This window comes from Serratia sp. Je.1.23.a (genome assembly GCF_051129805.1).
Classification (GTDB): domain Bacteria; phylum Pseudomonadota; class Gammaproteobacteria; order Enterobacterales; family Enterobacteriaceae; genus Serratia; species Serratia liquefaciens.
In genome coordinates, this window is the sequence record NZ_JBCPSR010000001.1 from 1,020,517 (window position 1) to 1,034,961 (window position 14,445).

General features: G+C 53.5%; 13 protein-coding genes. 3 read left to right on the plus strand and 10 right to left on the minus strand.

Annotated elements, in window-relative coordinates; all coding sequences use genetic code 11:
* Nucleotides 1–9: 9 nt before the first annotated feature.
* From AAZT04_RS04880 to AAZT04_RS04890, 3 genes are all read right to left on the minus strand, one after another.
* Nucleotides 10–504: a DedA family protein gene (locus tag AAZT04_RS04880; protein WP_434679138.1), complete on the minus strand. Its 495-nt coding sequence runs from the start codon at nucleotides 502–504 to the stop codon at nucleotides 10–12.
* 99 nt (nucleotides 505–603) lie between these two features.
* Nucleotides 604–1,623 carry an acyltransferase family protein gene (locus tag AAZT04_RS04885; protein WP_176983826.1) on the minus strand — a complete coding sequence of 340 codons (1,020 nt, stop codon included), beginning with the start codon at nucleotides 1,621–1,623 and terminating at the stop codon, nucleotides 604–606.
* A gap of 499 nt (nucleotides 1,624–2,122) precedes the next feature.
* The gene (locus AAZT04_RS04890; RefSeq protein WP_082144855.1) at nucleotides 2,123–3,361 is read right to left on the minus strand and encodes an MFS transporter; all 1,239 of its coding nucleotides are present in this window, start codon (nucleotides 3,359–3,361) and stop codon (nucleotides 2,123–2,125) included.
* Between the two features lie 480 nt (nucleotides 3,362–3,841).
* Between AAZT04_RS04890 and AAZT04_RS04895 the strand changes: the two genes are divergently transcribed.
* Entirely contained in the window at nucleotides 3,842–4,141 is a 300-nt protein-coding gene (locus AAZT04_RS04895; RefSeq protein ID WP_046373950.1) for a putative quinol monooxygenase, read from the plus strand.
* Nucleotides 4,142–4,246: 105 nt separating this feature from the next.
* Here AAZT04_RS04895 and AAZT04_RS04900 read toward each other — a convergent pair whose 3' ends face one another.
* From AAZT04_RS04900 to AAZT04_RS04920, 5 genes are read right to left on the minus strand one after another with little or no spacing between them, the layout of a single operon-like run.
* Complete coding sequence (locus AAZT04_RS04900) at nucleotides 4,247–4,966, minus strand: enoyl-CoA hydratase-related protein (RefSeq protein ID WP_048762014.1); 720 nt, start codon at nucleotides 4,964–4,966, stop codon at nucleotides 4,247–4,249.
* A complete protein-coding gene (locus AAZT04_RS04905) occupies nucleotides 4,959–6,131 on the minus strand; it encodes an MFS transporter (protein WP_434679141.1) in 1,173 nt (390 codons plus the stop codon). The genes AAZT04_RS04900 and AAZT04_RS04905 overlap by 8 nt, the downstream gene beginning before the upstream one ends.
* On the minus strand, nucleotides 6,128–7,339 hold the full coding sequence (hemA, locus tag AAZT04_RS04910; protein WP_020826215.1) for a 5-aminolevulinate synthase: 1,212 nt from the start codon (nucleotides 7,337–7,339) through the stop codon (nucleotides 6,128–6,130). Before hemA ends, AAZT04_RS04905 begins: the two co-directional genes overlap by 4 nt.
* Before the next feature lie 15 nt (nucleotides 7,340–7,354).
* The gene (locus AAZT04_RS04915) at nucleotides 7,355–8,566 is read right to left on the minus strand and encodes an acetyl-CoA C-acyltransferase (RefSeq protein WP_129982539.1); all 1,212 of its coding nucleotides are present in this window, start codon (nucleotides 8,564–8,566) and stop codon (nucleotides 7,355–7,357) included.
* A gap of 9 nt (nucleotides 8,567–8,575) precedes the next feature.
* A complete protein-coding gene (locus tag AAZT04_RS04920; protein ID WP_434679147.1) occupies nucleotides 8,576–10,105 on the minus strand; it encodes a 3-hydroxyacyl-CoA dehydrogenase NAD-binding domain-containing protein in 1,530 nt (509 codons plus the stop codon).
* Between the two features lie 344 nt (nucleotides 10,106–10,449).
* Between AAZT04_RS04920 and AAZT04_RS04925 the strand changes: the two genes are divergently transcribed.
* Nucleotides 10,450–11,166, plus strand: coding sequence for an autoinducer binding domain-containing protein (locus tag AAZT04_RS04925; protein WP_020826218.1), 717 nt, complete (start codon nucleotides 10,450–10,452; stop codon nucleotides 11,164–11,166).
* A 177-nt stretch (nucleotides 11,167–11,343) separates the two neighbouring features.
* Nucleotides 11,344–11,772, plus strand: a complete 429-nt coding sequence (locus AAZT04_RS04930; protein ID WP_020826219.1) for a universal stress protein — start codon at nucleotides 11,344–11,346, stop codon at nucleotides 11,770–11,772.
* Between the two features lie 55 nt (nucleotides 11,773–11,827).
* On the opposite strand, the gene AAZT04_RS04935 is transcribed toward AAZT04_RS04930, so the two are convergent.
* Both AAZT04_RS04935 and AAZT04_RS04940 read right to left on the minus strand, forming a co-directional pair.
* Entirely contained in the window at nucleotides 11,828–12,841 is a 1,014-nt protein-coding gene (locus tag AAZT04_RS04935) for an Ldh family oxidoreductase (RefSeq protein WP_129982505.1), read from the minus strand.
* A gap of 18 nt (nucleotides 12,842–12,859) precedes the next feature.
* Complete coding sequence (locus AAZT04_RS04940) at nucleotides 12,860–14,425, minus strand: APC family permease (RefSeq protein ID WP_129982506.1); 1,566 nt, start codon at nucleotides 14,423–14,425, stop codon at nucleotides 12,860–12,862.
* Between the last annotated feature and the right edge of the window lie 20 nt (nucleotides 14,426–14,445).

Consider the following 14,445-nt stretch of genomic DNA (forward strand, 5'->3'; position numbering starts at 1 on the left):
GAGCGACCATTAAAACAGCTGACCGACGGACATCAGAGCCACGGCCCACACCCCGGCAGACAGCGCACTGGCGCAATAGACCTGCTTGCGCGGCAGGGCAATCATGCCGGCAACCAATGGCACGGTATAGCGCATTACGGCCAGAAAGCGCGATACAAACAGCAGCGGGATCCCGTTGTTCTGTAATGCGGATTGCGCCTTGTTCAATGCGCCACGGTATCTGACCGGCAGCCAATTCCCACTTTGGCGCTTTTGAAGCCATGCGCCGCAATGGAAAGACAAAACGGAGCCGAACAGGGCACCCAGGGTTATCGCCGCCCAGACATGAGCATCGGCCAGCACCGGCTTGCCGGCGACAATGCCTAACATCAACGTCACCGATGCGGGCGGCAGAACCGAAGAAATGAAAATGACCGACTTGCCCAATGCAAACAGAAAAATAAGCAGCAACAGGAGACCGGGCTCCGGGCCGTATTTGTCGATAATAGCGGTTAATGTCTCCATGGATGACCCCCAGAAAATGTGTCTGAGGGTCAGTATTTCATTTCTAACCTCAATAAATGTTAAATAAAGTTTTTTTGAATGTGGAAGGTTGTAAAAATATTATTTTTCTATGAGTTCTGGCGTAATGATACTACGCGCTCTGTATTTTTTTATCCAATTGTTGATAGGGTTTTCTAATATATGATACGTCAATATACCAGATATTAATGATATCAATACCGAAATAGTAAAGTAGACTTCGTAAAGATTAGTTGTGAATAAGTCCATTTTTTTAAATGCTAAGGTGAGAATGCCTATGGAAAATAGATGGCTTAAATATATAGAGTATGATGCATCTCCTGTGTACGCCAGCATGGTTGATACTTTGTTTTCTTTGTTTATTTTTTGGTCTAGATTTATCACCCCAATAAATATTAACATTGCTGGAACTCCAAATTCGATAACGCGGCTGTATTCATACATGCTTGAAGTGAATAGCAAAATCACGCCGCATAAGATAAGGAGAGCGTTTGGCAGTACGGACGAAGTCAATATACGCCCCTCTTTCTTATAAAGTTCATGAATTACAATCCCGAATATAAATTCGTAAATTATATTATTCCCCAAGTAATTTACGATAAATAAATCAGACTTTTTTGCAAATAAAGAAAAAGTAACCATGGCTACACTTATATATAACCAGCGAAAGTTTTTCGTGAAGACAAATAAAGAAAAGATGATGTAAAAGAGGATTTCGTAAGTTAATGTCCATCCAACAAGTAGTAACATTGGTTTGTTTTCTAAAGGAATGAATAAGTATGATAATAACACATTGGTTTCTTTTGCTTGACTGTTTATAGCCCACGGAGCCACTAAATATACCGTGAGTGCTATTGTTGTAAATATATAATAAAGAGGCAATATTCTCATTGCTCGTTTGTTTATGAATGACATGGCGTTTTTTTCTTTGGCGCTCACCATCATCATAATAAATCCTGATATTATAAAAAACAAGTCAACGCCTGCGGCACCAATATCGAAAAAGAAACTCCCTATGTTTTGTGTTTTAGCTTTTTCTGTTACATGATATATGACAACTAATACTGCAGCTATAGCTCTTAATATCTGAATGCTAATCATCAATTAAACCTCTAATCTTTTTTGAAATAGATATGGATTTATTTTTATTTACGAAAAAGAGTTGTTATCTTGTTGTTTTCTTTTCGTTAAATTTTCGTGAAAAGTATAGTAGGGCTATTTGATTGGGATTTTTATTACTCGCTTATTTTTTTAAAGCCGTTATAAATCAAATGGTTATTTTTGTTTTTTAGGATAAATGCTACGCATGGCGGATATGGAAAGGTTGTGTTATCGTTTTGACGCGAAATTTAATTGTCATTTTCTTGGGTCAATACACGTCTATTTTTTATAAAAATATAGAGATATATTAATGATTTGAAAAAATAATAATGCTAAAAATTACAAACAGAAAAATAAGCAGCAACAGGAGACCGGGCTCCGGGCCGTATTTGGTGATAATAGCGGTTAATGTCTCCATGGATGACCCCCAGAAAATGTAGGGTCAGTGTCTCATTCACCGCTTCAATATAAGCTAAATCGAATGGGCTTCAGCTCAGGCTTACCCACTCACCTGAGCCTGACGCTCGGTGCTCTGCGTAGCCCACCCTTTGAGTGCAAAAATCAGCGCGGCGCACAGCAAAGAGAAAATTGCCAGTACGATCAGGCCGGCATGCGGGCTATCGAAGCGCAGTTCTGCCTCGGTGCGGATTAGCGGCGCCAGGAAACTGAACAGTGCGCCCAGCGTGGTGCAAAAACCGATGCCGGCCGCCAGTGCCGGGCCTGAAAGTATCTGCGCCGGTAAGGTCCAGAATATCGGCTGCACCGCTAGGAAGCTGACGGCGCAAAAGCACAACGCAATAATGGCAACAGTCGGCCCGGCATAGGACGAAACAACCAATCCCAGTGCGGCAATCACCATGCAGCCGATGGCGATGGGCAAGCGGCGAGAGGTTTTGCGGTCGGCATAACGCGGGATGTAATAGACCCCAAATGCAGAAACGGCCCAGGGAATTGCCGCTACCAGCGATGCCTTAAACCCGATATTGGTGCCCATCAGCGAGGCCACCTGCGAGGGCAGGAAAAACAACAGGCCATACACGCCGACCTGAATGGTGCCGTAAATAAACGCCAGGTGCCAAACCTTGGAATTTTTCAACGCCTCTTTCACGCTGCTGGCCTCGGTATTTGTTTGCTCCAGGGCCAACTGTGCCACCAACGCCTGCTTCTCTTCCGGGTTAAGAAATCGCGCCTTGGCCGGGCTGTCGTCAAGATAGAAATAGGCGAAGATCCCCAACACGACGGCCGGTAAACCTTCCAAAACAAACATCCAGAACCAACCTGGCTGCCCCAGCACGCCGTGCATTTCGAGCAACGCGCCAGAAATGGGCGAGCCCAGGGTCAAGGCCGCGGGAACCCCGAGGACAAAGATACCTATCACTGAGGCTCGAACCTTATTGGGAAAATAAAGGGAAGCCAGCAACAGGATACCCGGGTAGAAGCCAGCCTCGGCCAACCCCAACAGGAAACGCAAGGCGATAAATTGATATTCGTTGCTGACGAAACCGGTGCAGGCGGACAAGGCCCCCCACACTGCCGTGGTGGCGCTAAGCCAGACTTTTGCCCCTAGTTTGTTCATCATCAGGTTGGCTGGAATGCCGAAGATGGCGTAAGCCGCGAAGAAAATCCCTGCACCCAATGCGAAGGCGGATTGCGACAGGCCAATATCTACCGACATTGCCTCCTTGGCAAAGCCTACGTTTACCCGATCGATAAAGGCGACGAAATACAGAGAGAACATCAGGGGGATTAATCTGCGCCACGTTTTTTTAATCGCTGAATTGAGCGCGGAACTGGTGTTGGTCGTATTACTCACGGGGCTACCCTCTCAAACAGGTTAAACAACTGGGGCCGGCGGCGTAACGCCGGCAGCTTGCCTGCACCTATTGCCACTGCGGAACATTCACCGTCGGTTTTCAGTTTTCACCCAAAGGTCTAAAGGACTAATGGTCAGGCCTTTGTGGGCAAAAAAAAGCAGCAATGCACGCTATCCTGGCCTGTGCAGCCACGGAAAATCTGTTGGTAGAAACCAAAAATTGACAATTGGTTAACCTGAAACTCACACATGGCCGGTCGTGATTCAAGCCTGCTGATGAATATCTGTGCGCGTAATCACTGAATGACAAGCTTTGAATTATCACCGCGATTAATGAAGGCAAAGTCTGGTCTTCGAGGGTAGAGTGGCCACCCATGACAGATAAATTGAAAGAGAAAAGACGCCATGCTAAAGGTGATTGCTGAAGATTTTATCAAGCACGACCGTATTGAAACGGTGTTGCCGCTGTATCGCGAATTGGTAGAGAAAACCCGTCAGGAGGCGCTGTGCCTCTCCTATGAGTTGTTGATTGACCATCAGGATCCGGGGCATTTTATTTTCGTTGAGGAGTGGCCCGATCGGGCAGCGTTGGACACGCATTGCCAAACCGAGCATTTCAAGCGCCTGGTGCCTTTAATCAATCAGCACCAGAGCAAGCCTTGTACCTTTTTGTTTATGCAGCCTTTTCCCTCAGACGAGGGTTAACCAGGCAAAAAAATCCCCGCAGAGCGGGGTCAATGGCTTCTCAATTGCGGTCTTGTAGTGATTAAAAATTAGACTGCGAATGATTGCCATTCCCTCAGAATGCTCTTAAAAGACTTTTGCTGCCAACCGCACCTGATCTACCCAGCTTTGTTGGTAATCAAAGCTGGGGGCCTCATGTTGCGTCATCCCATGACGAACGATGGCTTTTACCGCCTGGGTAGCCAGCGGGTTCTTCTGGGCGATTTGCCAGGCGATCAGCCGTGCCTCTTCCAGAGCGCTTCCTTCGCTGATCCGTGAAATAACACCGTGCCGCCAGGCTTCCTCCACGCCTATAACGCGACCGGTCAGTAACCAGTCGAGGGCGATATAGGGGGAGATGCGCGCCGGCAGGCGCGAACATCCGCCTTGTGCCGCAATCAGCCCCAGCCCGGTCTCCGGGAAACTGAATTGCGCATCCCGCCCGGCGACGATCAGGTCACAGGCCAGCGCTATCTCGAACCCTCCGCCGAAGGCGATACCGTCCACGGCGGCGATAATCACCTTGGTGAGTCGCGCATGCACCAGGCCGGCAAAGCCATTCGGATCGACCACCGGAAGTTCGCCCTGCTGAAAGGCTTTGACGTCCATCCCGGCCGAGAACACCTGAGGCTGACCGGTCAACAGGATCACCCGAACCTTTTCATCCTGCTCGGCCTGTTGCAGGTAGCGTTGGATCAGGTGAGCCATCGCCAAATTGATGGCGTTCTTTTTTTCCGGCCGGTTCAGGGTAATCACGGCGATGCCGTCCTGTTGTTCATACAGCACCGGTGGTGGCAGGTCAGTCATGGCTTTTTTCTCCCTGGAAGAACAGCAGCGTCAGCAGCAGGGCGATGGCGCCCAACGGCAACGAAAACAGCGGCAGGTAATAAGCAGGCAAGGTATACAGCGTCAGGCCGCCGAGCATGCCGCCTGCCGCAATGCCGGCATACAGTACCGAGCTGTTCAGCGACACGGTCAGCGCGCCAAAACGTTTGGACAGCGACAGCAAGTGGTGCTGAATAGGCACCAGATACATCCAGCCGGTAATCCCCCATACCAGAAATATTGCCAGCACCCACCAGGGTGAGGTGACGTAAAAGGCCAGCAGGAACAATGAAAGGGTTTGAATCGACACGGAAAACAGCAGGACAAATTTACTGCCGAAGGTATCGGTCAATAAACCGGAAACGAAATTGCCGATGACGGCCCCGATGCCGAACACCAGTAACGCGATGGGCAAAATCGCCTCCGGGCCCAACTGAGTATTCTTCAGCAATACGCTCACATAGCTGTAAACAATGTGTTCGGAGCAGACGGCGAAGAAGGTGATCAGCAGCGTGGTCAGCACTGCCTTTTGTCGCAGTGGGGCCAACCGTTCTTTCAGCGAATGTTTCCCCGGCGCGGCGATGGCGTTCAGCGCCAGCGAAAGCCCCAGCAGCGCAACGGCACCTAACAGGGCGATCAGCAGGAAGATCTCCCGCCAGCCGATCAGCTTGGCCAGGAAGGTGCCAAAGGGAATGCCCAGCGCGATAGCCAGCGTCATGCCGCCATACACAATCGATATCGCCAGCCCGCGGCGTTTTTCCGCCACCAGCCCGACTGCGGCGGCGGCGGCCTGCGGCGTGTAGCAAGCCGCCCCCAGCGCCGCCAGTACGCGGCCCGCGGAGATTTGCAAAAAGCTGTCGGCATAGGCGCAAACCAGGTTACCGGCGATAAACAACACCAGAGCCAACTGCAAGATATGTTTGCGGTTGAGGTTGCCCAGCAGCCAGGCGGTCAGCGGAGCGAACACCATATAGGCCAGGGCGAAGACCGAGATCAACTGCCCCGCTTGCGCAGGGCTGACGGCAAAGGTGCCAGAAATCTCGTCAAGTATGCCAGCGACGATAAACGCATCGGTACCGATGGCAAAGGTGCCGGTCGCCATCAGACACAGCGTAAGAAAATGGCCGTTGTATTCCGTCAACTTCATCCCGCTCTCCGTAACGCATTGGCGGCCCAGATTTTGCTCAGCGCCGCCAGGAAATATTCCACGTCCTCATGAGTATGGGCCGAGGTCGGCGTAACCCGCAAACGTTCGCTGCCGGCCGGCACCGTCGGGGCATTGACCGGTTGCACGTAAATATCGTACTCATCGAGCAGTTGTTTGCTGATGTGCTTGTTGCGGTGTGGATCGCCGACCAGCACCGGCAGAATATGGCTGTCCTCCGAGACCAGAGGAATACCGGCGGCGCGCAGGCCGGATTTCAGGTGATCGATTATCGCCAGCAGATGTTTGCGTTGGTTGTCATGTTCCAGGTTGTACTTGAAGCTGGCCAACGCCGCCGCCACCACCGGCGCGGGGGAGGAGGTGCTGAAGACGAACGCCGGTGCCCAGCTGCGTACGGCTTCTACCACCGCGCGCGGTGCGGCGATATAGCCACCGGCAGCGCCGTAGGACTTACCAAAGCCCCCCTGAATAATGGTGATCTTGTCCAGCAGGCCCAGTTGTTCGGCATAACCCAAGCCCCGCTGGCCGTAAACGCCGGCGGAGTGGATTTCGTCCAGATAGGTCAGCGCCTGATGTTTCTCCGCCAGCGCGACAATCTGTGCCAGCGGGGCAAAGTCGCCGTCCATCGAATAGAGCGACTCGAAGGCGATCAGCTTGGGACGCTGCGGATCGGCTTCCTGCAGCAGCTCGGCCAGGTGCGCAACGTCATTGTGGCGAAAGATTTTCTTCTCCGCCTTGCTGTAGCGAATGCCGTAAATCATCGAAGCATGGTTCAGCTCATCAGAAAAGACGATCAGATTGGGAATGGCGTCGCACAGCGTCGAGAGCGTGGCGTCATTGGCCCCAAAGCCGGTGGTGAACAACAGCGCGGACTCCTTGCCGTAGGCTTTGGCCAGCAAGCTTTCCAACTCGCTGTGGTAGATCGAAGTGCCGGAAATACTGCGTGCCCCGCAGGTACCCAGCCCGACACGGTTTACCGCCTCGGTGGTGGCCAGAATCACCTTGGGGTGATGGCTCATCGCCAGATAGTCATTGGAGCACCAGACGTTCAGACGGCGCTCACCCTGTTGCCCGTGGCTGGTGGCCCAGGGTTTATCCAGCACGCTGCGTTCAAGGTTGAGGAACTCGCGGAACCGGCCCTGTTTTTTGGTTTCGGCCAGTTTTTCTTCAAGAATGTTCAATACGCTCATACGGAATTCCTTACATTAGAGGGCTTTAATCACCAATGAAACACCCTGGCCGACACCGACACACATCGTCACCAGCGCATTGCTTAATTGCCGGGTATGCAGCTCCAGCGCGCTGGAAAGCACCAGACGCGCGCCGGACATGCCCAGCGGATGCCCGAGGGCGATGGCACCACCGTTCGGATTGACTCGCGTATCGTCGAAGTCGATGCGCCAACTTTGCAGCGTCGCCAACACCTGCGCGGCAAATGCCTCATTAATTTCAATGACGTCGAAATCATTCAGCGTAAAACCGGTACGTGCTAACAGACGCTCGGTCGCGGCGATCGGCCCAATGCCCATCAACGCGGGGGCAACGCCGGCGCTGGCGCTGTCGCCAATTTCCGCCAGCGGCTGGAGTGACTTGCGCTTGACATAGCGACCGCTGGCCAGCAACAGCACGGCGGCACCGTCATTGATACCGGAGGCATTCCCGGCGGTGACCGAGCCTTCAGGGCTGAAGGCTGGCTTCAGCGCCTGCAATTTTTGCAGCGTGGTCTGGCGCGGGAACTCATCCTGCGCGAAGGATTGGCGGGTTTTGCGATCGACCTGAACATCCAGCGCGGTGATCTCCCTGGCCAATCGGCCATTTTCGATAGCCCGCCAGGCCTTTTGCTGCGACGCCAGGGCAAAATTATCCTGATCCTCGCGGGATATGCGGTATTGCTGCGCGACGTTTTCGGCCGTGATGCCCAACGGATCGCTGCCATAGCGTTGCGCCAACTGAGGGTTGACAAAGCGCCAGCCCAGCGTGGTGTCGAACAGTTTGATTCCCTTATCGAATGGCGTTTCGCCTTTGCTCATCACATAGGGCGCGCGGCTCATGCTTTCGACACCGCCGGCCAACACCAGATCGCTAAGGCCGCTTTTGATTTTTGCGCCGGCATAAATCACGGCGTCCAGCCCGGAGGCGCACAGCCGGTTAAGGGTAATCGCCGGTACTCCCTGATCCAGACCGGACAACAACGCCGCCATGCGCGCAACGTTACGGTTGTCTTCACCGGCCTGATTGGCACAGCCCAGCACCACCTCATCGACATCCGCCTCGCTTTCCGGGTGTCGTTGCAGCAACGCCCGAATAATCGAGGCCGCCATATCGTCCGGGCGGGTTAATGCCAGACTACCGCCGTAGGCGCCGATCGCCGTGCGCGTACCGTCAATCAAATAGACCCCATCATCTTTAATCGTCATCATTTTTCCTTAGGGCGCGACGGCCAGCTCGGGCCTTGTGGTGTGCAGCAACGAGTAATGCGGGTAATAGCGGGCGGAATGCAGCAGTTGCGCCATATTATCCAGCGTCGATTTCACGTTTTTCTGCCCGAGCTGAGCCAGCCAGGCAAAAATACCGTCGGCATAGTTGACGCCGGCCACGGCGGCGATATCGATGTCTTCTCGGCTACAAACCCCGCTCTCCACCATGATCACCGACTCATTGATCAGGCTGCTCAGAACTCGCGCGACGATCAGGCCTGGGGAATCTTTAACAAACTCCACCTGCGGGATCACCGCTTGCACCAGCGTGAGGAACAGCGCTTTATTCGTCTCGGTAGCCTGTTGGCTATGGGCCGCCACCAGAAAAGCGGTGTTGGCGTAGTTCAGTGCAACGTCGATCACGAAGGTATCGAGGCCCACTAAGTCGGCAAGTTGATTGGCCGTTCGCCCATCGGTGATTTTGACTGCCAGACTGTCATTCACCTGGATAAACCGTCCCAGAACCGGGTGTTCCGGCTGACGTGTTATTGGGAGGGGCGCCCAGGTCGCGAGGGCATGCTGTTGCAGCAGATCGAACAGCGGATGTTCGCCAAAAAAATGCAGCGAGCTCAGCGTACCGCCGCCGGCAGCCGGTGGGGGGGCTGTGTCAGCCGAGGGAGAAAAAAAGGAGCGGCCGTTTTTCTTCCCCAACAGCCCGGCATCCACCAGCGAACGTTGCAAATGGCCGGGGGTGTAGCGGGGGTCATACTGCATGTCCTGCCAAATCTGGCTGCTGACCTGATAATTAATGTCCTGACCGATAAAATCTGTCAGTTCCAAAGGCCCCATGCGAAAGTGGCCACCGGCCTTGAGCGCACGGTCGATTTGCGGTGCCCGCGCCACGTTTTCTTCCAGCAGGCGAAAACCTTCCAGATAAAAAGGCCGCGCCATGCGATTGACGATAAAGCCCGGCGTGGCTTTGCAGACCACAAACTGTTTGCCTATCGCCGTGACCAACTGCTGGCAGCGTAAGGTTGTGACCCGGGCGGTAAAATAGGACGGGATAATTTCGATCAGCTTCATCAGCGGTGCCGGGTTGAAGAAATGCAGGCCGATAAAGCGCGAGTTATTTTCTATGCCCGCGGCCAGTTTATTCAGCGACAGCGAAGAGGTATTGGTGGCGATAATCGCCTCTTTTTTTACCGTGGCGGCAATGGCCGCGAGAATCTCATGCTTGGTGGGTTCATGTTCCGCAATGGTTTCAATCACCAGGTCACTGTCGGCGATAGCGTCGAAAACAGGCGAGAAAACCAGGTTGGCCAAGATCTCGCCTTTTTTCTGTTGGCTTATTTTTCCGTTATCGATTTTTTTATTCAGGTCACCGACAATATAATCACGTGCCTGATTCAAAGAATGAGCGCTGCGATTATAAAGCAGGGTTCGTATGCCGTTCAGTGCCAATAGATAGGCAATACCTCTGCCCATGGTTCCGGCGCCAATCACGGCGACCGAATTTATTGCCGTATTATTCTCTGCCATAAAAATCCCCGTGAGTATTCTTCTGCTTTGCAAAATTCGCAAATGCTTATATTTTTTTGAATTTAAAAAGCACCAGGTGCCTATGGCGAAGGTAATTGGCAGCGGAGTGACTGTCTAACGGTAGAAGTGACAGGTTTACAATAAATAGGCTTTATGTTATTCGCGAAATTCTTAGCGCCGGTGCAATATAAATTCGTTATTTATTAATCACGGCAGGGGAATAGCTGTTTTTGTTATAGCCATGGTATTTTTTATTATATGAAACGGCTGTTGTCGCCCTGAGCCCTCCACTATAGTTAACCTCACTTAATGATTGCGGCGCTGTGCTCTGGAGAACCCGTGTTATGGACACTCACTTTCAGCCTTTGATGGATGATCTGCTTGGCAGCCTGTCTGACCGCGACCTTTTTTTAAACCGTCTGGCACCTTGCGCTCAGGCGCTGGGCTTCGAGTACTTCTCTTATACGGTCTTTTCCTGCTACCCGGCCAGCCGGCCCAAGATGCTGATAGAGGGCAATTATCCTGCGCAATATCTTGAGGACTATCGCAAATTGCGGATCTACCTGCAGGATCCGATGATCGAGCAGGCCCATCACTCTACGCTGCAATTCTATTGGGACGAGCCGTTCTACCGGGATAAACCGGAGCTGTGGTGGCGCATGGCGCAGTACGGCATTCGTGAAGGCTGGTCGCAGTCCGTCAAGGATTGCTACGGCCGGTTGGGCATCCTCACTTTTGCCGGTAAGAGTATCCCCACTCAGTCCCCGCAGGCCGGGGCACGTAACGAAACTTTCTTCCTGTGGCTGGCACAGACCGCCCACAAGACGCTGCGCGAAGCATTAATATCGGTAAACGACGAGGCAATAAAGGATGTGCTGACGCTGCGTGAGAAAGATATTTTACGCTGGTGCAGCGAAGGCAAAACCTCGGAAGAAACGGCACTGTTAATGGGCTTGAGTGAGCGCACCGTAAATTTCCACATCGGTAACTCGATTAAAAAACTGTCGGTGGCCAATAAAACCGCCGCTACCGCAAAAGCGGTGTATTTACAGCTGATTTAGCCGCCTTTGAAATAATTATTCGGCTAGCCGTTAGACGGATTGTGTTTATATTTTGTTAAATAAGGAAATATCCCACTCAGTATTTACCGCCGATCACAAAAGCGCGACAAAGCGGTTCACCCTTATCCTCCCCGGCAGTACCCTGTGGGCACCACGGTTACATAGAAGGGATGTGATATGTATAAGACCATATTAGTGCCGATAGATATTGAAGAGGATCTGTTGACCGAGCATGCGCTGGAGCATGTGGTGTACCTGGCGAAAATGTCCGGTGCCAAAGTGCACTTTTTCCATGCGCTGCCGGACGCGTCGGCATTCGTTACCGCTTACTCGTTCGGCATCAAAGAGTTTGAGAACAAGGCGGAAGTGAAGGCGGTGGATAAGCTTAAGCAGATCATGGCGGAAATCGACCTTCCGCTGGAGCGGCTGGATTACACCGTCAGCTTCGGTTCGCCGCGCGATCAGGTACTGGAACTGGCGGAGGAAATCGAAGCCGATCTGATCATCATCGGCTCGCGCCGACCGAGCGTGAAAACCTATCTGCTGGGTTCCAATGCGGCGGCCATTGTTCGCCATGCCAATATTTCGGTGATGGTTGTCCGGTAATCCTTTCAAATCAGGCCCGCAGCTTAATGCTGTGGGCCTGCCTCATTATTAAACGTTAGCGACAAAGAGCCGCAATCTCCTCATACAACGCCTGCGGGATGGTGACGCCGTGCTGTTCGCTGTATTGCCGCTGTTGAAAGCGCCGTTCACCCGGAATGCGCGCCCCTTGCTCGCTCATATCAGCAAACAAGGCTTCCGCCCTGGCCAAATGCGCCACTTTATCCGGCCCCAGAAAACGATCGGGATCCATGGCGATGATCAGCTCGCCGCCGTAAGGGGAGGAGCCGGTCTGGCGATCGTAGGCCAGCGATTCTTTACTGGTCATATCGCCAATCAACGGCCCGGCAAGCAGTTCAACCATCGCCGCCAGCGCCGAGCCTTTATGACCGCCAAAGGTCAGCATCGCACCTTGCAACACGCTTTGGGCATCGGTAGAGGGTTTCCCCTGTTGATCTATGCCCCAGCCTGGCGGCAATGGGGTACCGGCACGACGATGCAGTTCAATCTCGCCGCGTGCGGCGGCGCTGGTGGCCATATCAAAAATAAAGGGGGGCCGCTGTGGCCGCGGCCAGCCGAAGGCGATAGGGTTGGTACCGAACAACGGCCGGCTTCCCCCTGCTGGCGTAACCCAGGCATGGCTGGGCGTGCAGGCCAACGCCACCAGACCTTGATCGGTTAAAGGTTCGATATCGGCCCATAATGCCGAGTAATGCACACAGTGGTTAATGGCCAGCGCGGCAATGCCGTTGGTACGTACCTTTTCGACAAAAGCCGGCAGCGCCGTGCGATAGGCCAGCAGCGAAAAAGCATCGTGGGAGTCGACCCGCAAGATCGCCGGGGCCTGATCAAGCAGCGTCGGACGGGCATCGGCGGAAACTTTGCCCGCCAATAGCGAACGCACGCAGCCAAGCACTCGGTACAAACCGTGCGAAGCGCAGCCGTCGCGTTCACCGGCCGTCACATTTTGGGCGACGGCATCGGCGTGTTCAGCGCTGAATCCGTTACTGCGCAATGCCTGCAGCGCCAGCTCATAGGCTTGCTCCAACGTCAGCCTCTGGGTTTGCGTCATCAGATATCTCCTCTGGATTTACTCTTCTTCATCACCGGCAAAATTCGCCCGAGGTAAACAGGTATAGGCGCCCCAGTAGTAGATCGCCAGCGCAATGACTGCGACGGTGATGGTATCCCATGGGTGACCGATAGCGTTGATGCCGCCAAAACTGCCGAGATAAGAAGCGATGATAATCAGCGCATAGAAGGCGATCAGCCACAGCGAGGACCAAATCTGCTGTTTGAGGCTGACGGCGTGGGTCGGCACCTTATTTTTGAACAGGATATAGACCACAAACATCAGGATTTGCAGGCCGAGCAGCCAGGAGACGGTATTCCAACCGGACCAGTAGACGATCAGCGCCGAGATGATAAATGACACCGGACCGAGTACGCAGAAGCCCCGCACGAAAAATGGTCGCGGCAGCTCAGGGGCATTGCGGCGCAGGCCGGCGGCGGTGACGGGCGCAATCGCGTAACTCAGGACCAGCGCGGCGGAAACCACGCCGATCAGCTTCTCCCATGAAGGGAAGGGCAGCGTCCAGAAGATCGACAAGGCGAAAGTCAGCCAGAGAGCAGGACGCGGAATGCCGGACTCGCCGTCGACGCGAGTGAATATTTTAAAGAAGGTGCCGGCGCGCGCCCAACCGTATACCACGCGTGGTGTGGCGTTCATATAAATGTTACCGGTGCCGCTCGGCGAGATAATCGCATCGCTCACCACCAGAAAAGCCAGCCAGCCCATGCCCAGGGTGATGGCGATATCACGGTAGGGCAGCGAAAATTGCTGGCTGATCCCGGCCCAGCCGCCGTTCAGCATCTCGCTGGGAATACTGCCGAGGAAAGCCACCTGCAGCAGCACGTAAATGAGCGTGGACAACACCACCGACAGGATCAGCGCGATAGGAATGGTGCGCTGCGGGTTTTGCACCTCGCTGGCAACCGAGATAATCGGCGTCAGGCCCAGGTAGGCGAAAATAATCCCCCCGGCGGATATGGCGGCTTCGACGCCGGCGGAGCCAAAGGGGGCAAACCCCTGGCTGTGCAGGTTTTCGGGTTTGAAGAAACTGAACAACACGATGATCACCAACAGCGGCACCACAAATTTAATCACGCTGATCAGGTTGTTGGATTTGGCAAAGGTCTTGACGCTGTAGTAGTTCAGCGCGAAGAAAAAACACAGCAGCAACAGTTGGACCAGCCAGCCGATCAGCGTCGGATCGCCGGAGCCCGGTTGGCTCAAAAAAGGAAACCAGGCGGCGGCGTATTGACGGGCGGCCACGATCTCAATGGAGATCAGGCTGGAGAACGCGATCAGGGTGATAAAGCCCAGCAGATAGCCCATCAGTTCACCGTGGGAAAATACCGGATAGCGGATAATACCGCCGGCGCGCGGCAGCGCTGCGCCCAGCTCACAATAGACAATGCCGAGCAGCAACACCGCCAGGCCGCCGATCAGCCAGGAGTAAATACCGGCCGGGCCGGCAATGGAAGAGACGTGGCTGGCGGCGAACAGCCAGCCGGAACCAAAGATTGCGCCCAGGCCGATAAACGTCAGATCGGTGAGCGTAAGCTGCTTCTTGAATTTGCCTTGGGTTGTCATGGAATGACCCTTTTGTTATT